A 17373-nucleotide genomic window follows, 5' to 3' on the forward strand; every position below is an offset into this window, starting at 1 on the left:
TCCGTGAGGGTGCGTGCGGGTCAGCCGGCGGCGGGCTTGGCCTGCAGGACGTTGATCCCGGGATACGGCTGTGGCCTGATGCCGGTGATCTTCTTCGGATCCCAGGCCGTCATCAGCTCGTTGTGGACGACCGGGTAGATCACGGCGTTCTCGGCGACGACGTCGATGTAGTCCTGCGTCATCTGCTTCTTCTTCGCGGCGTCGGGCTCCTGCGTGGCCTGGTCCATCATCTTGAACAGGGCCTTGGCCTCGGAGCTGTCCTCCCAGCGGGCGTACCGCATCCAGGTGTTTCCGGGCCCGTAGTTGTAATGCATGATCAGGTCCGCGTCGAGCCCGAACTGGTTGGGGTTGGACGCGGCTGCAACCACCTGGAAGTCCTGCTTCTGGTCGAGCTTCGTGAAGAGCGCCGCCGTCTCCTGCGGCTCCAGCGTCGTCTTCACCCCGATCGCGTCCCACGACGCCTTGATGGTCGGCAGGCAGTCCACGATCCAGCTGACGTTGACGGCCATCAGATTCACCGTCAGCCCGCTGACCCCGGCGTCCGCCAGCAGCTGCTTGGCCTTGGCCGGATCGTACGCGTAGACCGTCTTGGCCTTGCGGTACGTCGGATTGCCCTCGTTGAGGTACGAGGTCGCCGGCTTGCCGTGCCCCCGCAGCGCCGCCGAGATCATCTTCTCCGTGTCGATCGCGTAGTGCAGCGCCTGCCGCACCCGCACGTCGTCGAACGGCTTGTGGGCGGTGTTGAAGAGCAGGAACAGATGGTTCATCCCGGCGCCGCCCTCGACCGTCAGCCCGCCCTTCTTCAGCTGGTCGATGTTGGCGTAGGGAATGTTGTCGGAGATCTGCGCACCCGCGCTCGCGCCGGAGATCTTGGCGACGCGCGGCGCGGCGTCCACGATCGACAGCCAGTTCATCTTCTTGAAGGTGGCCTTGCGTGGCCCGTTGTAGCCGTCGAAGGCCTCGAACGTCGTGTTGGACTTCGGGTGGTGCGCGGTCTGCCGGTACGGCCCCGAGCCCACCGCCTTGCCCTTCATGGCGTCGTCCAGCGCGCCCGGCTGGTCGTACACGTGCTTCGGCATGATCTTGGCGAGCGTCAGCCGCGGTGCGCCCTCCGGGAACGGGAACTTCAGCACCAGCTCGACGGACTGGTCGTCGGTCTTCCTGACCTCCTTCAGCCAGGAGGCGAAGAAGTTCTTGGCGAGCGTCTGCGTGTCCGGGTCCAGGACCCGGCCGAAGGTGAAGACGACGTCGTCGGCCGTGACCGGCTTCCCGTCGTGCCACTTCGCGCCGTCGCGCAGCGTGAACTTCCAGGTCGTCGCGGACAGGTCCGACGGGATCGCCGTGGCCAGCGCGGGATACGGCTCCCGCGTGATCGGGTCGGTGTCGAGCAGCCCCTCGTAGATGTGGTGGTTCGCGGCCATGCTGAACGCCGACGCCGTCATCAGCGGATCCCAGCTCTGGTCGTTGCCGTAGCCGATGACGGCGGTGAGCGTGGTGAGACCGCCCTTGCCGTCGCCGTCGTCGGTCTCATTGGTGGACTCCGGCCCCGCGGAACAGGCCGACAGCGTCGAGGTGACAGCGGCGGCCGCGCCCAGCGCGCCGGTGTACTTCAGGAACGACCGGCGGTGCAGCGCCGGTACATGGGTCACGTCGCGCACGGATCCTCCTGGGAGGAGAGGTTTGGGGGGAGGGGTACCGGGGGTCGTAGCGGTGGCCGGAGTGGGGGAGATACGACGTCCTACGTCATGCCCAGCAGCGTGACCATAGGAGGGGGCCCGAAGGTGGTCAAGAGACCGCGCATTTCTGACACTTCCTCCAGAGGTGCAACCAATGACACGGTGAAACACGGCAGTTGGAGACCTCTTCCTCCGAACAGGACAGAGATTTCCGGCTGACATGGGACGTCGGACGTCCCCGCGCGTACGATGTGCCGCATGTCCGAGCAGCCCTCGGGGCCGAGGAACCCCGGCCCGCGGTCCGCCCGCGAGCGACGCGTGAGCGGCCAGATCCAGCGCGAGGTCATGCAGCTGATCCTCGACCGCAAGCTCCAGCCGGGAGCCCCACTGCCGACCGAGACCGAGCTCATGGAGGACCTAGGCGTCAGCCGCAACTCGGTCCGCGAGGCCCTCAAGGCGCTCCAGGCCCTCGACATCGTCGACATACGGCACGGCTACGGCACGTACGTCGGCCAGGCCTCACTGACCCCCCTCGTCGACGGCCTCACCTTCCGGGCGCTCTCCCAGGTCGACGACGACACCCGGGCCCTCGGCGAGATCTTGCAGGTCAGAGAGGTGCTGGAGGAGGGCCTCATACGCAGGGTCGCGGCGTCCCTCACCGACACGGAACTCGACCGGCTGGAAACGATCGTTCTCCGCATGGAGGAGACCGGTGGTACGGGCAGCCCCGGGAGTCCCCTCCCCGAACTCGACCGCGAGTTCCACGAGGTGCTCTACCAGTCACTCGGCAACACGCTCGTGCCCCAGCTCCTCGGCGCCTTCTGGAACGTCTTCCGCCGCGTCTCCGCGGCCCGCGGCTGGACCGACGACCCGACCCCGGACCTCACCGTCCGCCGCCACCGCGACATCCTCACGGCCCTGCGCGCCCGAGACGTCGAGGGCGCACAGCGCGCGATGGCGGACCACTTCAGGGGGATCGAGGCGCGGGCGGGGCAGGCGACTCGTGGGGTCGGCTGACGGCTGGGGCTCTTGCCAGGGTAGGCCGACCTTGGGCGAGCCGACTGACCAGTGACGTGCCTCGTCAGGGTGACATCGATGCATTTGGCGTCCGGCGTTCCTTAGCCAGGAGTTTAGTGACTGCTAAACTCAGGAAAGGGCTCGGGAGTGGGCGAACAGTGGGACGTGTACCTCACCAGCGAGGTGGATCAGTGGCTCAACGACCTCGAGAAGGCCGATCCGGCTTCGTACGTGCTGGTCAATCAGGCCATTTGGATTCTCGCCTGCCATGGTCCGGCCGAAGGGCGGCCACTGGTCGACCGCATCAAGGGTTCGGCGTTGCACAATCTGAAGGAGCTGAGGCCGGGCTCGGCGGGGCGCAGTGAGGTGCGGGTGCTGTTCATGTTCGACCCGTGGCGCTCCGCGATTCTGCTCGTGGCCGGCGACAAGGCCGGGAACTGGAGCGCCTGGTACGACGAGGCGATCCCCTTGGCGGAGCAGCGGTATGCCGAGTACGTCGCCGACCGTAAGAAGGAGCTGGGGAAGTGAGCGGACACATCAGGTGGTCGGCCACGGGACACCGAGAGCGGGCAGAGGATCTGGCAGGCGGTCCCGACGCCTTCCTGGAGGGCGCCCAGCGCATGCTCGCCGAAGTCCGCGCATGGCGCCTGGTCGAGATGCGTCAGGAGCGCGGGTTCACACAGGCACAGGTGGCCGAACACATGGGAGTCAGTAAAGGCCGGGTCTCCCAGATCGAGAGCGGCCAGGTCTCCGGAACGGACGTGGTGGCGCGGTACATCGAAGCGCTAGGCGGCAGCCTGGTGATGGTCGCCGTCTTCGATGACGGAGAGCTGCGCAAGGTCGGGTGAGTACGCCGCTTGGCTGCCCTCGTGCTTGTGGTGCCTCTCAGTGCCGCCCTTTGAGTATGAGCAGGATCGGGCGGCACACCAGGGCGCGGCCCATCGCGAGCGTCTGGTGCTCGCCGCCGGGGAGCGTTCCGGCCGCCTGCGTGCGGCGTTCGAAATTGCCGGATGGGCTGGAAATCAGCCCGCGAAGAGGGCCGCTACCGACGCGATGATGGCGAGCGCGGGCTGGGCGATGTCCGCGCTGCTGGACAGCAGCTCCCGAAGGCGCTGCAGCCGGGTCCGGACGGCGGGCACGTCGGCTTCGGGCTCGGCGCTGAGCCGGGCCACGTCGTGTACCGCGCCTGCTGCTTCGTTGCGCTCGCTGTCCGTCAAGTTCCGGCTGGACAGGACCAGTTCAAGCAGCCGAATCAGGTCCTCGGCGCCTGCGCCCGTCCCGTACGTGTTCTGGAAGTCGCGGATGACCGTGTCCTGCGGGCGGTTGATGAACGTGGTGTTCTCGCCCTGAAAATAGAAGTTCTCCGACACGGTTGCTCCTGAAGTGACGACGACTCGGCAGTTGTGGAACGTGTGGATGTGATCCGGGTGGGCGGGCTGCTGCGCGGGCCTCAGTCGGCTTCTGATGGCCTCCGACGCCGAGCGCACCCGGGCGAATGCCTCGGCGTCGGCGGCGGGCCCCCCGGCTGCGAGGGTGTGCAGCGTCTCCTCCAGCGTTGGCTCGGGCATGGTGGGCAGCGGCCCGCGCCACCACTCCGGATCACGCTGCTGGAGTTCCGCGAACCATGCCTCGAACCGCGAGTGAGCCGCAGCCTCCTCGGCGCGCAACTGTTCCCGAAGGCTCGGCGATGCCCCGTCTCCGGCCGCGCGGAGGGCTCCTGCGATACCGCCGAACAGGGCGCGGAAGTAGCCGACCGAGACGTCCTCGATGCGGAACACGATCTTCTCCACCTCGGCCGGCGGTCTTCCGGTCGGGTGGAAGAACACCAGGCACGGCAGGAGGTCCCGGTCGACGCCCATGAGGTCGGCGATCTCGTACGCGCCCTGGTGGTCGAAGGGCTGCCAGGCGAGCCACCTCATCGTGGACAGCACCCGGTACAACTCCGGTTCCAGGTGTTTGCGCCAGTACCTCTTGGCCGTACGCCAGTCCGCGGGCCGCTCGATGACGAACACCCTGGTCGCCGGCCCGGAGAGGGCGTTCAGATCCTCGAAGTGCGTACGGACGTAGGAGGCGAGTTCCGCGTCGGCATCGGTGTACAGCAGCACCCCCCACAGACGCGGGCCTCCGTCCGGCGGGAGCACGCCTTCAGCGAGCTGGAGCCTGCGGATCAGCGCGGCCGAGTCGGGGATGGGCGCGAGTGAGTAGAGAGCCTGGGGCGGATGTTCGATACACAGCACCAGCACGTCGCCCTCTGCCAGATCGAGGTCGGTGACGCGCTGCTCAGCCTCCAGTCTCTCGCCCGTCACCGCATCGAGGAGCCACACGGCCAGTGGTTCTGTCGGCCAGCAGGCGAGCTTCGCCGAGCGTGCTTCGGCTAAGCACCTCTGCGTGAGCTGGTCGACGGTCGAGGTCCCCGGCACGGAGACCTCGATCATCTTCTTGGAAGCGTGCCGGTCGGCGGTATGCCAGCGTGTCAGACCGTCGCCATCTCGCGTGACAGACGCTCCGTCATTGTCGAACAAGCTGGCGTACGCATCGTGGCCTGGGCGACTCTGCAGACCGGGCGAGTCTCCCTCAGCGACATAGATCTTCAGACGCAACAGCCGGTCCTCGCCACCGCGGCCACGAATGGCGCCCACGCATCGGTGGTCACCACGAGGACGGGGCCGTCCGGGATCTTGCTGTCCCGGACGGGGACGATACCGGGGTGACCGTCGGCGACCTCGAGGCAGTTGCCGCCTTCGCCGTTGCTGTAGGTGCTCTTGCGCCAGCTGACGGTGCTCAGGTCGTACTCACGCATCCTCTGAAGTCCTCCGCTGCCGACTCGATCAGGGTGAGGGACGCCTTCGGCGACAGGGCGGCTGCCCTCACGAGATCGTAGGCGCGCTGGGCTCGCTTCACCACCGCCGGATCGTCGAGCAGATCTCCCGAAAACGATGTCTCTGTATAGGCGGTTGGCGGCGCGTCCTCGAACTCCACGAGCCTCAGATCCCCGGCCATCGCAGCGTGCGCGCCTACTGAGCGCTGGAGCACCATCACGAGAACCTGCCGCGCGCGAGCCAGCGCGGCGATGTGCTCCAGCTGCTCGGCCATCGCGGCAGGACCGCCAACGGGGATGCGCAGCACGCTTTCGTGCAGGATCGCCCAGTACTCGGGCCTTGCAGCGTCTCTGAGGATGCGGGCCCGCTCAAGTCGGGCCGACACCTTCTCGTCCACGTACTCGTCGGTGACGAACGGGTTTGCTGCAATGGTGACGGCCCGTGCGTACGGGGCTGTCTGCAACAGCCCCGGGACAACCGTCGGGGCAAACTCACAGATTTTCGTGGCCAAAGCTTCCAGTTCTGCAACCGGCGCGAAGTATTCGGCGTAGCGCTGGTCATTGATGAGCTTCCTGCACATCCGCTCGAAAAAACCGCCGGTTTGCAGGACGTCGTCGATCCGTTGGGCGACGTCCAACTGGGGCTTGCGAATTGCCTGTTCGAATTGGCCGATGTATGCACCGGATACGAAGACGCGTGCGCCCAGCTCCACCTGGGTGAAACCCGTGTCCTCACGGCGTCGTTTCAGTTCTGCCCCGAAGAACTCCCAAGCCGCCTGCCGTGAACCGTTGGCCATGGCCAACCCCCTTGGTGTGCACCGCACTTGTAGAGATCCGGCTTCTGTCGAGTGTAGGCGCGGAACGGCATCGTGGAGATGTGAAGCATGAAAAGTCGGAGGGAAAGGGAACCGGTGAAGGCGGAAGATGGAACACGACACTCGGCGCGGTGTGCCGAGGAGGCGGAGGAGACGGTGACGGAATTGCGCATGGCGCTTGCGCGGGCGGGAATTACTTTGCCTTCCCTGCGGATCGACCCGGTGACCGTGGCGCGCGATGCCCCATGCCCCCTGATCGAATTGGGTCGATGTTCCATCGAAGTCGCCGCTCGTCTGGCGGCGGTCCTCGGGGGCCGTACCTCGAACGGGGGCACCGCACGATGAAGCCCCCCATCGGTTCGTACGCCGTCGACACCCGTACCGGCAAGGTGGGCCGGGTGGTGGGCCACGAGGGGCCGTACGTTCAGCTCAGACCGCTGGGCGGTGGCCGGGAGTGGGACTGCGAACCCGGAGCCGTACGGGCCGCGACCGCGGCGGAACGGTTGCGCGCGGCCACCGCGTACGCGAACGCGCGCAGCCGGGGCGAGGTGCCCTGACCCGCCACAGCCACCCGCGGCCGTGGGAGAGAATGGGCCCATGAGTCTGTTCCGGGACGACGGCATCGTGCTGCGGACCCAGAAGCTCGGTGAGGCCGACCGCATCATCACGCTTCTGACCCGCGGGCACGGCCGTGTGCGTGCCGTCGCCCGCGGAGTGCGCCGGACGAAGTCGAAGTTCGGGGCGCGGCTCGAGCCCTTCTCCCATGTGGACGTGCAGTTCTTCGCGCGCGGCAGTGAGCTGATCGGCCGCGGGCTGCCGCTCTGTACGCAGAGCGAGACGATCGCTCCGTACGGTGGCGGGATCGTCACCGACTACGCCCGCTACACCGCCGGTACGGCCATGCTGGAGACGGCGGAACGGTTCACCGATCATGAGGGCGAGCCGGCCGTGCAGCAGTACCTGCTGCTCGTCGGAGCCCTGCGCACGCTCGCCCGCGGCGAGCACGCACCGAATCTCATACTGGACGCCTTCCTGCTGCGCTCGCTCGCCGTGAACGGCTACGCGCCCAGCTTCGGCGACTGCGCACAGTGCGGAATGCCCGGCCCGAACCGGTTCTTCTCGGTCGCGGCGGGCGGTTCCGTATGCCCCGACTGCCGCGCGCCCGGCAGCGTCGTACCCTCGCCGGAGGCACTGACCCTCCTCGGTGCGCTGCTGACAGGCGACTGGGAGACCGCGGACGCGTGCGAGCCCCGGCACGTACGGGAGGGGAGCGGCCTGGTGTCGGCGTATCTGCACTGGCACCTGGAGCGCGGACTGCGCTCCCTGCGGTACGTAGAGAAGTGACAACCCACCCGGCGAGCCCTGGCAGAACCGGCGAGCCCGGCAAGCAGAAAGTCGAGAGCAGGAAGACGTGAGCCTCATGGCACGACGCGGGATGCTCGGACGCCCCCGCCGCGAGTACAAGGCCCCCGAGCCGCACCCCTCCGGGGCGCGTCCGCCGAAGCTGCCCGGTGAGCTGATCCCGAACCACGTGGCGATCGTCATGGACGGGAACGGCCGGTGGGCGAAGGAGCGCGGGCTGCCGCGCACGGAGGGCCACAGGGTCGGCGAGAGCGTCGTGATGGACGTGCTCAAGGGCTGCCTGGAGATGGGCGTGAAGAACCTCTCCCTGTACGCCTTCTCGACGGAGAACTGGAAGCGGTCGCCGGACGAGGTGCGCTTCCTGATGAACTTCAACCGGGACGTCATCCGGCGCCGGCGCGACGAGATGGACGAACTCGGCATCCGTATCCGCTGGGTGGGCCGTATGCCCAAGCTGTGGAAGTCCGTCGTGCAGGAGCTCCAGGTCGCCCAGGAGCAGACGAAGGACAACGACGCGATGACGCTGTACTTCTGCGTGAACTACGGCGGGCGGGCCGAGCTCGCGGACGCCGCGCAGAAGCTGGCGGCCGACGTCGCGGCCGGAAAGCTCGACCCGGCCAAGATCACCGAGAAGACGATCCAGAAGTATCTGTACTACCCGGACATGCCGGACGTGGACCTCTTCCTCCGCCCGAGCGGCGAGCAGCGCACGTCCAACTACCTGATCTGGCAGTCCAGCTACGCCGAGATGGTCTTCCAGGACGTCCTGTGGCCGGATTTCGACCGGCGCGACCTGTGGCGGGCCTGCGTCGAGTACGTATCGCGCGACCGCCGTTTCGGCGGGGCCATCCCGAACGAGGAACTGCTCGCCATGGAGGGCGACCCGGGGCGCCAAGGCTGACGCGGAACGACTACGGGCCCTTCTCGACCGGCATCCGAGCCGGGTCTGAGAAGGGCCCGAAAGCAACCGTGGTGGCGGGTCAGTTCTCCTTGGCCGCCGCCGCGCACTCCGCGCACGTGCCGAAGATCTCCACCGTGTGGGCCACGTTCACATAGCCGTGCTCGGACGCGATGGCCTCGGCCCACTTCTCGACGGCCGGGCCCTCCACCTCGACGGCCTTGCCGCAGGCGCGGCAGACCAAATGGTGGTGGTGCTCGCCGGAGGAGCAGCGGCGGTAGACGGACTCGCCGTCGCTCGTGCGCAGCACGTCGACCTCGCCCGCGTCGGCGAGGGACTGCAGGGTGCGGTAGACCGTGGTCAGGCCGACGGAGTCGCCCCGGTGCTTGAGCATGTCGTGGAGCTCCTGCGCGCTGCGGAACTCGTCCACCTCGTCCAGCGCGGCTGCCACGGCCGCACGCTGCCGGGTGGATCGGCCCCGTACTGGTCCAGCGGTCGTCACCGTTGCCTCCTCACATCAGCTGCCGGGCCATTGTGCCAGGTGGACCGGTTGCGGTGGGACGGTCACCCGCGGCGAGCGACCGGCTGAGGGACCGGTGCCGCCCCGGCTCCGGTCTCCGTCCCGGCTTCCGTCGCGGCCGGCGGAAGCACGCAGTCCGTCGCCCCCGCCTCGGTCCCGGCAACGGCCGCGGCGGCCCGCGCCCTGCGCCGGGCGAGCGGCGTGGCCAGTGCCGTCAGGGCGATGAACACGGCGATGGTCAGCAGCACGATGGTCGCGCCGGGCGGCACGTCCTGGTAGTACGACGTGACCGTGCCGCCGAGTGTGACGCCCACGCCGATCGTCACCGCGATGCCGAAGGTCGCGGCGAAGCTCCGGCTGAGCTGCTGCGCGGCCGCCACGGGCACCACCATCAGCGCGCTGACGAGCAGCAGGCCCACGACCCGCATGGCGACGGTGACCGTGACCGCCGCGGTGACGGCGGTGAGCAGGTTCAGGGCGCGCACCGGAAGCCCGGTCACACGCGCGAACTCCTCGTCCTGGCTGACCGCGAACAGCTGCCGCCTGAGGCCCAGCGTGACGAGCACGACGAAGGCGGCGAGCAGGCAGATGGCGAGCACGTCCCCCTCGGACACCGTCGACAGCGAACCGAACAAGTAGGAGCTCAGGTTCGCGTTGGAGCCGCCCGGCGCGAGGTTGATCAGCATCACACCGCCCGCCATACCGCCGTAGAACAGCATGGCGAGCGCGATGTCGCCGCGCGTCCTGCCGTACCAGCGGATCAGCTCCATGATCACCGAGCCGAGTACGGCGACCGCCGTCGCCATCCACACCGGGGACGTCGACAGCAGGAAGCCGAGACCGACACCCGTCATCGCGACGTGGCCGATGCCGTCGCCCATCAGGGCCTGGCGGCGCTGGACGAGGTAGATGCCCACGGCGGGTGCGGTGATGCCGACGAGGACGGCGGCGAGCAGGGCCCGCTGCATGAAGGCGTAGTCCAGGATTTCCATCGCCTGTGTCCTAACTCAGCAGGCCGGTGCGGACCGGCTCGGCGTCGGCGGTGTGCGGGTGGACGTGGTCGTGGCCGGGCAGCGCGTGCTGGCCGACGGCGGCCGGTGGCGGCCCGTCGTGGACGACGCAGCCGTCCCGGAGCACCACGGCGCGGTCGATGAGGGGTTCCAGCGGTCCGAGCTCGTGCAGGACCAGCAGGACGGAGGCGCCGGACGCGACCTGCTCGCGCAGGGTGGCCGCGAGCACCTCCTGGCTGGCCAGGTCGACGCCGGCCATCGGCTCGTCCATGATCAGCAGCTCGGGCTGGGCGGCGAGGGCCCGCGCGATCAGTACGCGCTGGTGCTGGCCGCCGGAGAGCGCGCCCACGGAGTCCTTGGCCCTGTCGGCCATGCCGACCTGCTCCAGGGCCTGGTGCACGGCCTCCCGGTCGGCCTTGCGCAGCATGCCGAAGCGGGCGCGCGAGAGGCGCCCCGAGGAGACCACCTCGGTCACGGTGGCGGGCACGCCGCCCGCGGCCGTGGTGCGCTGCGGCACGTACCCGACGCGCGCCCAGTCGCGAAAGCGGCGGCGCGGGGTGCCGAAGAGCTCGATCTCGCCGCCGCTGACGGGCACCTGGCCGATGATCGTCCGGACCGCCGTCGACTTGCCGGAGCCGTTGGCGCCGAGCAGGGCGACGACCTCACCGCGGCGCACGGTGAGGTCGATGCCCCGCAGCACGGGGCGCGAGCCGAGCTCCGCCGTCACTGCCCGCAGGGTGATGACGGCGTCCGTGGGGTGGTCGGCCGGGTTGGCCTTCATGGCTCGCGCCTTTCCGTGCTGCTCCGGCGGTGCGGAGGGGGTGCCGGCGTCACTTGGCGGGGTGTCGGCTGGAGGGGTGTCGGCGTCACTTGGCGCCGAGTGCCTTCTCCAGGGCCTGGAGGTTGGACTCCATCACCTGGAAGTAGTCGTCGCCCTTGGACTTGTCGGTGATGCCCTCGATGGGGTCGAGCACATCGGTCTTCAGGTTTGCGTCGCTCGCGATGGTCTTCGCCGTCTTGCCGCTGACCAGCGTCTCGTAGAAGACGGTGGTGACCCCGTCGGCCTTGGCCATCTCCTGCAGCTCCCTGACGCGCGCGGCGCTCGGCTCGCTCTCCGGGTCGAGACCGGTGATGGCCTCCTCGGTGAGGCCGTAGCGCTCGGCGAGGTAGCCGAAGGCGGCGTGGGTGGTGATGAAGACCTTGGAGTCCGTGTTCGCCAGACCGTCCTTGAACTGGGTGTTCAGGCCGTCGAGCCTCTTCACCAACGCGGCGGTGTTCTTCTTGTATTCCGCGGCGTGGTCCGGGTCGGCCTTCTCGAAGGCCTTGCCGACGCCCTCGGCGACCTGGGCGTACTTCACGGGGTCGAGCCAGATGTGCGGGTCCGTGCCGCCACCCTCCTCGGCCGCGTGGTCGTCGTGCGCCTCGGCATGCCCGCCGACCTCGTTGCCGTGCTTCTCCAGGCTGGTCAGCGAGGCGGCGTCGATCTTGGTCTTGACCTCGGACTGCTGCACCGCGTCGTCGACGGCGGGCTGGAGGCCCTTGAGGTAGAGGACGGCGTCGGCCTCCTGGAGCTGCGCCGTCTGGCGGGCGCTGATCTCCAGGTCGTGCGGCTCCTGGCCGGGCTCGGTGAGGGTGGTCACATGGACGTGGTCCTTGCCGATCTCCTCGGCGAGGAACTCCATGGGGTAGAAGGACGCCACGACGTCGAGCTTCCCGCTGCTGCCCTCGGCGGCGTTCGAGGTGGAGCAGGCCGAGAGCGCGCCCAGGCCCAGCGCGGTGACGGCGGCGACAGCGATGCCGGTGCGTATGCGGGAACCCGGTCGGGGAGAGGGCGGCGTGCGGCGTACGTTCATGACAGTCATTTTCAACAAATCTGGAAACGATTGTCAATAAAGGCCTGGGAAAGCTCTGTGCAGGGACGTTGCGAGCGCTGAGGGCCGCAGAGGGGCGAACCGATTTGATCCGGGGGGTGCGAGCGCCGGTAACCTGAAGCATTCGCTCCTGAAGTGATGCTCAGAGCCTTCGCTCAGGGCAAACGCTTCGTCGTCGTCGTAATGAAGAGAGCACCGTGGCCGCCGACAAGATCGACACCATCGTCAGCCTCAGCAAGCGCCGTGGCTTCGTCTACCCGTGCAGTGAGATCTACGGCGGCCAGCGCGCCGCCTGGGACTACGGGCCGCTGGGCGTCGAGCTGAAGGAGAACATCAAGCGCCAGTGGTGGCGCTACATGGTCACCTCGCGCGAGGACGTCGTCGGTATCGACTCGTCGGTGATCCTGGCGACCGAGGTATGGCAGGCCTCCGGGCACGTCGCCACGTTCACCGACCCGCTCACCGAGTGCACCTCCTGTCACAAGCGTTACCGCGCGGACCACCTGGAGGAGGCCTACGAGGCGAAGCACAACCGCCTCCCCGAGAACGGCCTCGCCGACATCAACTGCCCGAACTGCGGCAACAAGGGCCAGTTCACCGAGCCCAAGCAGTTCTCGGGTCTGCTGTCCACGCACCTCGGCCCGACGCAGGACAGCGGCTCCATCGCCTACCTGCGTCCCGAGACCGCGCAGGGCATCTTCACGAACTTCGCGGCCGTCCAGCAGACCTCCCGCCGCAAGCCGCCGTTCGGCATCGCCCAGATGGGCAAGTCGTTCCGCAACGAGATCACGCCGGGCAACTTCATCTTCCGCACCCGCGAGTTCGAGCAGATGGAGATGGAGTTCTTCGTCAAGCCGGGCGAGGACGAGAAGTGGCACGAGTACTGGATGGAGCAGCGCTGGAACTGGTACACCGGCCTGGGTCTCCGCGAGGAGAACATGCGGTGGTTCGAGCACCCCAAGGAGAAGCTCTCCCACTACTCCAAGCGCACCGCTGACATCGAGTACCGCTTCCAGTTCGGCGGCAACGAGTGGGGTGAGCTCGAGGGCGTCGCCAACCGCACCGACTACGACCTGTCGGCGCATGCCCAGGCCTCCGGCCAGGACCTGTCGTACTTCGACCAGGAAGCCGCCGAGCGCTACACGCCGTTCGTGATCGAGCCCGCGGCCGGTGTCGGTCGCACCATGCTCGCCTTCATGCTGGACGCCTACAACGAGGACGAGGCGCCCAACGCCAAGGGCAAGATGGAGAAGCGCACGGTCATGCGCTTCGACCACCGCATCGCCCCGGTGAAGGTCGCCGTGCTTCCGCTGTCGCGGAACCCGGAGCTGTCCCCGAAGGCCAAGGGCCTCGCGCAGGCGCTGCGGCAGCACTGGAACATCGAGTTCGACGATGCCGGCGCCATCGGGCGTCGCTACCGCCGACAGGACGAGATCGGTACGCCGTTCTGTGTGACCGTTGACTTCGACACCCTCGAGGACAACGCCGTGACTGTGCGTGAGCGTGACTCGATGAAGCAGGAGCGGGTGTCTCTCGACCAGATCGAGGGGTATCTGGCCAGCCGGCTGATCGGCTGCTAGGCGCTGCGCTGGGCTTGTACGGTGCCGGGTTCCCGTTACGGGGCCCGGCACCGTCCGTTTTCGGGGCTGGCCTCAGGTGACGGGCGCCCGCCGTCGTGGGGTTGTGCCCACCCTCCCCCATTGCCTTAAGGGCATGGGAGGTACCCCCATCGCCTGGGGGCACCTCCCAGCGGTAGCTGGGGGAGGAACGATTGCCCACAACGGGAGCCTCTGCGGAACGATTGCCCACAACGGTGCTCCCTGGGCCGTGTCGTTCGGGCACACTGGGCGCGACGTGGCCAGGGGCGGGAGGCGCGATGGGTTCGATGACGACCAGCAAGGTCAGTAGATGGGACCAGCACGGGCGTGAGCACATCGTCCGTGTGCAGCGGGCGGGGGTTCAGCGGTCGCTCGTCTGTGACACCTGTGGCTGGCGCAAGGGTGCCCAGTTCCTGCCCTGGCTCAAGGCGCAGGAGCATCTGGCGGAGGCGCACCAGGCGACGCTGGATCCCTCCGCTGCCGAGTAGCCTGAGTCGTCGCAGAGGCCCAGGTCAGCCGGCGGGACGGTGCGCGTCTGTGCCCAGCCCGCGCAGCACGAGCTCCAGTACGGACGTGAAGGCGTCCTCGATGCCGGGGCGCGACCACTCCGGCGCGTACGCCGGGTCGTGGAAGCGGCCCGTCGCATCGAACACCGCTCGGGCCGTCGCGGCGGCATCGGAACCCGCGGCCGTGAACTCGCCCCGCTGGACGCCCTCTTCGACGATATGGGTGAGCTGGTCCACGAGTTCGGCGATGTGCTGCTCGACGACGGTGCTGCTCTCGTCGAGCAGCACTTCGTACGTGGCGAACAGCTCAGGGTCGTCGCCCGCCTTGTGCCGCTTCGCCGCGAACAGTTCGGCCAGCCACCGCCTCAGCACCTCCGGCGTCGGCTCGCCCTCGGCCTCTGCGACCTGCTGCAGTGTCTCGGTCGTGCGGTCCAGCCAGCGCTTCGTCACCGCCTCCCGCAGTTCCGCCTTGGTACGGAAATGGCGGTACACGCTGCCGTGGCTGACGCCCAGCACGCGGGCGACGTCGACCACGGTGGCCTTGGCCGGGCCGTGGCGGCGCAGCACCTCCTCGGTCGCTTCGAGGATGCGCTCAGCGGTCAGGGGCTCGGCTGCCATGGCGTCGACCGTACCGGTCGGGGATCAGTGCTCGCTGTCGAGGTGTTCCATCTGTGCTGCCGGATAGCGGTCGCCCGCGGCGGACCCGGCCGGCACGGCCTCCTCGATCGCCGCCAGGTCGGCCTCGTCGAGGACGACGTCCAGGGCACCCAGCGCCTCGGTCAGCCGCACGCGGCTGCGCGCGCCGATGAGCGGCACGATGTCCGCGCCCCGCCGGTCGGCCTGGGCCAGCACCCAGGCGATCGCGGTCTGGGCGACCGATATTCCCTTCTGCTCCGCGACCTTCTGCAGCGCGTCGACGAGGTCGAGGTTGTGCTGCAGGTTCTCGCCCTGGAAGCGGGGGCTCATCCCGCGGAAGTCGTTCGCGGCCAGTTGCCGGTCCCGGGTGAAGTGGCCGGAGATGAGACCGCGGGACAGCACTCCGTACGCCGTGATGCCGACGCCCAGTTCTCGGGCGGTGGGGAGGATCTCCGCCTCGATGCCGCGGGAGATCAGTGAGTACTCGATCTGGAGGTCCGAGATGGGGGCCGCGGCGACGGCCCGGCGGATGGTGTGGGGGCCCGCCTCCGAGAGGCCGATGTGCCGCACATGCCCCGCCTCCACCAACTCTCCTATGGCGCCGACCGTCTCCTCGATCGGCACGTCGGGGTCGACGCGTGCGATCCGGTAGATGTCGATGTGGTCGACGCCGAGCCGCTGCAGTGAGTACGCCGCGAAGTTCTTCACCGCGGCCGGCCGGCCGTCGTATCCGGACCAGCCGCCGTCCGGGTCGCGCAGTGCGCCGAACTTCACGCTGGTGAGGGCCTGTTCGCGCAGGGAGGCGGGGGCAGTGCGCAGGGCCTCGTTGATCAGCAGTTCGTTGTGGCCCATGCCGTAGAAGTCGCCGGTGTCGAGCAGGGTGACGCCCGCTTCGAGAGCGGCGTGGATCGTGGCGATCGACTCGGCCCTGTCCGCGTCGCCGTACAGCGCGGACATGCCCATGCAGCCGAGGCCGAGAGCGGAGGTGCGGGGGCCGTGGGACCCGAGAGTGCGCGTTTGCATGGTGGCTCCGTGGCTCCTTCGATGGAAAAGCCGGACACCATCACCATGGCATGACAGCTGACAGATTTCAATATCTGTCAGCTGTCATGCGTGGGATCGGGTCGTGCGTCACCCGATCGTGTTCGGCAGCCGCAGACTCAGTCCCGTCGTCAGGGCCACGCCCGCCAGCTGCACCAGCAGAGTCACCATCAGCGCGTCCCCCATGCCCATGCCCGGCGTCAGCGACACGAAGAGCGTGCCGAGCGTCGCGACGCCCAGCGCCAGGGCCGACTGCTGCGTGGTGATCATGACGCCGCTGCCCACACCCGCACGGGCCGTCGGCACCTCGGAGAGGATGATCCGGAAGAGGAGCGGTAGCTGCATCGCCTGGCCCATGCCCGCCACCGCCGCGCCTGGCAGGAGCTCCACGAAGCCCAGGTGCGGCCAGCTCCGCCACGCCGCGAGCACGATCAGCGCGATGCCGACGCCCTGGATCAGCCCGCCCGCGGTGACCACACGCGTCCCGTACCGGGCGACGAGCCGCGGTCCCGCCAGCGAGGTCAGGAAGAAGGCGACCGCCATCGGCGTCAGCGCCAGCCCGGCCGCGACCGGGTCGGCGCCCGCGCCCTGCTGCAGCGACACCGCGATAACGAACATGAAACCGCTGAACCCGATCGAGAACGGCACGATCATCACCAGGCCGCGCCGCAGCGACATCAGCCCGAACAGGCTCGGCGGCACGAGCGGCGTACGCCCCTTGTGCTCCGCGCCGCGCTCCACCCGGTAGAACGCGAACGCCGCGAACGGGAACACGGCCAGCGCCACCCAGGTCCACAGCGGCCACCCGGCCGCGCGCCCCTCGGTGAGCGGCGCGAGAAGCGTCAGCAGGGACACGGCCAGCAGGGCGGTGCCCGGTCCGTCGATCGGTTCCGGGCGCTGGGAGCGGGTCTCCGGCACCGCGCGTGCCGCGAGCGGGAGGCCGGCCAGCACGACCGGGACGTTCACCAGGAACACCGACCGCCAGCCCGAGCCCGCGATGTCGGCCGAGACCAGGACGCCGCCGAGGATCTGCCCGGCGATCATGGACAGGCCGGCGGTGGCGCCGTACAGGCTCATCGCCCGTGCGCGCCGCTGCCCGGACGTGGCCGCCTGGATCGTGGCCAGCACCTGCGGCAGCATCAGTGCGGCCGCGGCACCCTGTGCCGCCCGCGCCAGGACCAGCGTCCAGGCGTCCGGCGCGAGGCCGCACGCGAGCGAGGTGAGGCCGAAGGCCGCCATGCCGCCGATGAAGAGCCTGCGCCGGCCGAACATGTCGCCGAGCCGCCCGCCGAGGACCAGCAGCACGGCGTACGAGACGCCGTACCCGGCGACGACCAGTTCCAGTACCGACTCGCTCGCGGCCAGGTCGTGGCCGATCGTCGGCAGGGCGACGTTGACGATGAAGAAATCGATGAGGGGGAGTGCCGCACCGAGCAGCACCGTGAAGAGTCCGAGTCCGCCGAGTGCGGGTGTGGCGGCGGTCGGGGCGCGTACTGCGCTTGCCAGGGTTGTTGTTCCTGATTCGCTCACGTACGTCAGCCTCCTCCCGGACTCAGACTGGTACCAGAGTCTCTTTATCCTGGTAGAAGGAGTACCTGGAAACAG

19 protein-coding genes are annotated in these 17373 nt (G+C 68.7%); 8 read left to right on the forward strand and 11 right to left on the reverse strand.

The annotated features are described in order from the left end of the window. Positions 1-20 precede the first annotated feature (20 nt). A complete protein-coding gene (locus tag ACWD4J_RS25395) occupies positions 21-1658 on the reverse strand; it encodes an ABC transporter substrate-binding protein (RefSeq protein WP_451397730.1) in 1638 nt (545 codons plus the stop codon). Between the two features lie 363 nt (positions 1659-2021). Between ACWD4J_RS25395 and ACWD4J_RS25400 the strand changes: the two genes are divergently transcribed. From ACWD4J_RS25400 to ACWD4J_RS25410, 3 genes are all read left to right on the forward strand, one after another. After that, positions 2022-2693 (forward strand): FadR/GntR family transcriptional regulator, encoded by a 672-nt coding sequence (locus ACWD4J_RS25400; protein WP_451397768.1) that lies wholly within the window; start codon positions 2022-2024, stop codon positions 2691-2693. Positions 2694-2840: 147 nt separating this feature from the next. Beyond that, positions 2841-3221, forward strand: a complete 381-nt coding sequence (locus tag ACWD4J_RS25405; protein ID WP_451397731.1) for a type II toxin-antitoxin system RelE/ParE family toxin — start codon at positions 2841-2843, stop codon at positions 3219-3221. After that, complete coding sequence (locus ACWD4J_RS25410) at positions 3218-3541, forward strand: helix-turn-helix domain-containing protein (protein WP_451397732.1); 324 nt, start codon at positions 3218-3220, stop codon at positions 3539-3541. The genes ACWD4J_RS25405 and ACWD4J_RS25410 overlap by 4 nt, the downstream gene beginning before the upstream one ends. 174 nt (positions 3542-3715) lie before the next feature. On the opposite strand, the gene ACWD4J_RS25415 is transcribed toward ACWD4J_RS25410, so the two are convergent. The 3 genes from ACWD4J_RS25415 to ACWD4J_RS25425 form a co-directional block, all read right to left on the reverse strand. Then, positions 3716-5128 carry a hypothetical protein gene (locus tag ACWD4J_RS25415; RefSeq protein WP_451397733.1) on the reverse strand — a complete coding sequence of 471 codons (1413 nt, stop codon included), beginning with the start codon at positions 5126-5128 and terminating at the stop codon, positions 3716-3718. A 155-nt stretch (positions 5129-5283) separates the two neighbouring features. Beyond that, positions 5284-5493: a DUF397 domain-containing protein gene (locus tag ACWD4J_RS25420; RefSeq protein ID WP_451397734.1), complete on the reverse strand. Its 210-nt coding sequence runs from the start codon at positions 5491-5493 to the stop codon at positions 5284-5286. Continuing rightward, on the reverse strand, positions 5475-6308 hold the full coding sequence (locus tag ACWD4J_RS25425; RefSeq protein WP_451397735.1) for a helix-turn-helix domain-containing protein: 834 nt from the start codon (positions 6306-6308) through the stop codon (positions 5475-5477). Before ACWD4J_RS25425 ends, ACWD4J_RS25420 begins: the two co-directional genes overlap by 19 nt. Positions 6309-6667: 359 nt before the next feature. Between ACWD4J_RS25425 and ACWD4J_RS25430 the strand changes: the two genes are divergently transcribed. The 3 genes from ACWD4J_RS25430 to ACWD4J_RS25440 all read left to right on the forward strand — a co-directional run bounded on the left by ACWD4J_RS25430 (position 6668) and on the right by ACWD4J_RS25440 (position 8589). After that, positions 6668-6883: a hypothetical protein gene (locus tag ACWD4J_RS25430; protein ID WP_181660095.1), complete on the forward strand. Its 216-nt coding sequence runs from the start codon at positions 6668-6670 to the stop codon at positions 6881-6883. A 40-nt stretch (positions 6884-6923) separates the two neighbouring features. After that, a complete protein-coding gene (gene recO, locus ACWD4J_RS25435; RefSeq protein WP_451397736.1) occupies positions 6924-7670 on the forward strand; it encodes a DNA repair protein RecO in 747 nt (248 codons plus the stop codon). 76 nt (positions 7671-7746) lie between these two features. Then, positions 7747-8589, forward strand: coding sequence for an isoprenyl transferase (locus ACWD4J_RS25440; protein WP_451397737.1), 843 nt, complete (start codon positions 7747-7749; stop codon positions 8587-8589). Positions 8590-8668: 79 nt separating this feature from the next. On the opposite strand, the gene ACWD4J_RS25445 is transcribed toward ACWD4J_RS25440, so the two are convergent. The 4 genes from ACWD4J_RS25445 to ACWD4J_RS25460 form a co-directional block, all read right to left on the reverse strand. Next, entirely contained in the window at positions 8669-9088 is a 420-nt protein-coding gene (locus ACWD4J_RS25445) for a Fur family transcriptional regulator (protein ID WP_451397738.1), read from the reverse strand. 62 nt (positions 9089-9150) lie between these two features. Then, positions 9151-10098 carry a metal ABC transporter permease gene (locus tag ACWD4J_RS25450; protein ID WP_451397739.1) on the reverse strand — a complete coding sequence of 316 codons (948 nt, stop codon included), beginning with the start codon at positions 10096-10098 and terminating at the stop codon, positions 9151-9153. A 10-nt stretch (positions 10099-10108) separates the two neighbouring features. Then, complete coding sequence (locus ACWD4J_RS25455) at positions 10109-10897, reverse strand: metal ABC transporter ATP-binding protein (RefSeq protein ID WP_451397740.1); 789 nt, start codon at positions 10895-10897, stop codon at positions 10109-10111. Between the two features lie 85 nt (positions 10898-10982). Continuing rightward, entirely contained in the window at positions 10983-11969 is a 987-nt protein-coding gene (locus ACWD4J_RS25460) for a metal ABC transporter substrate-binding protein (RefSeq protein WP_451397741.1), read from the reverse strand. Positions 11970-12184: 215 nt separating this feature from the next. Here ACWD4J_RS25460 and ACWD4J_RS25465 point away from each other — a divergent pair, with 215 nt between their 5' ends. Both ACWD4J_RS25465 and ACWD4J_RS25470 read left to right on the forward strand, forming a co-directional pair. After that, complete coding sequence (locus ACWD4J_RS25465) at positions 12185-13567, forward strand: glycine--tRNA ligase (RefSeq protein WP_451397742.1); 1383 nt, start codon at positions 12185-12187, stop codon at positions 13565-13567. Between the two features lie 296 nt (positions 13568-13863). Further along, positions 13864-14073, forward strand: coding sequence for a hypothetical protein (locus tag ACWD4J_RS25470; protein ID WP_451397743.1), 210 nt, complete (start codon positions 13864-13866; stop codon positions 14071-14073). 24 nt (positions 14074-14097) lie between these two features. Here ACWD4J_RS25470 and ACWD4J_RS25475 read toward each other — a convergent pair whose 3' ends face one another. The 3 genes from ACWD4J_RS25475 to ACWD4J_RS25485 all read right to left on the reverse strand — a co-directional run bounded on the left by ACWD4J_RS25475 (position 14098) and on the right by ACWD4J_RS25485 (position 17307). Beyond that, on the reverse strand, positions 14098-14709 hold the full coding sequence (locus ACWD4J_RS25475) for a TetR family transcriptional regulator (protein ID WP_451397744.1): 612 nt from the start codon (positions 14707-14709) through the stop codon (positions 14098-14100). A gap of 24 nt (positions 14710-14733) precedes the next feature. Beyond that, positions 14734-15750, reverse strand: coding sequence for an aldo/keto reductase (locus tag ACWD4J_RS25480; protein ID WP_451397745.1), 1017 nt, complete (start codon positions 15748-15750; stop codon positions 14734-14736). Between the two features lie 108 nt (positions 15751-15858). Beyond that, positions 15859-17307 carry an MFS transporter gene (locus tag ACWD4J_RS25485; RefSeq protein WP_451397769.1) on the reverse strand — a complete coding sequence of 483 codons (1449 nt, stop codon included), beginning with the start codon at positions 17305-17307 and terminating at the stop codon, positions 15859-15861. Positions 17308-17373 lie beyond the last annotated feature (66 nt).

The sequence above is a fragment of the Streptomyces sp. NPDC002577 genome (assembly GCF_053594815.1).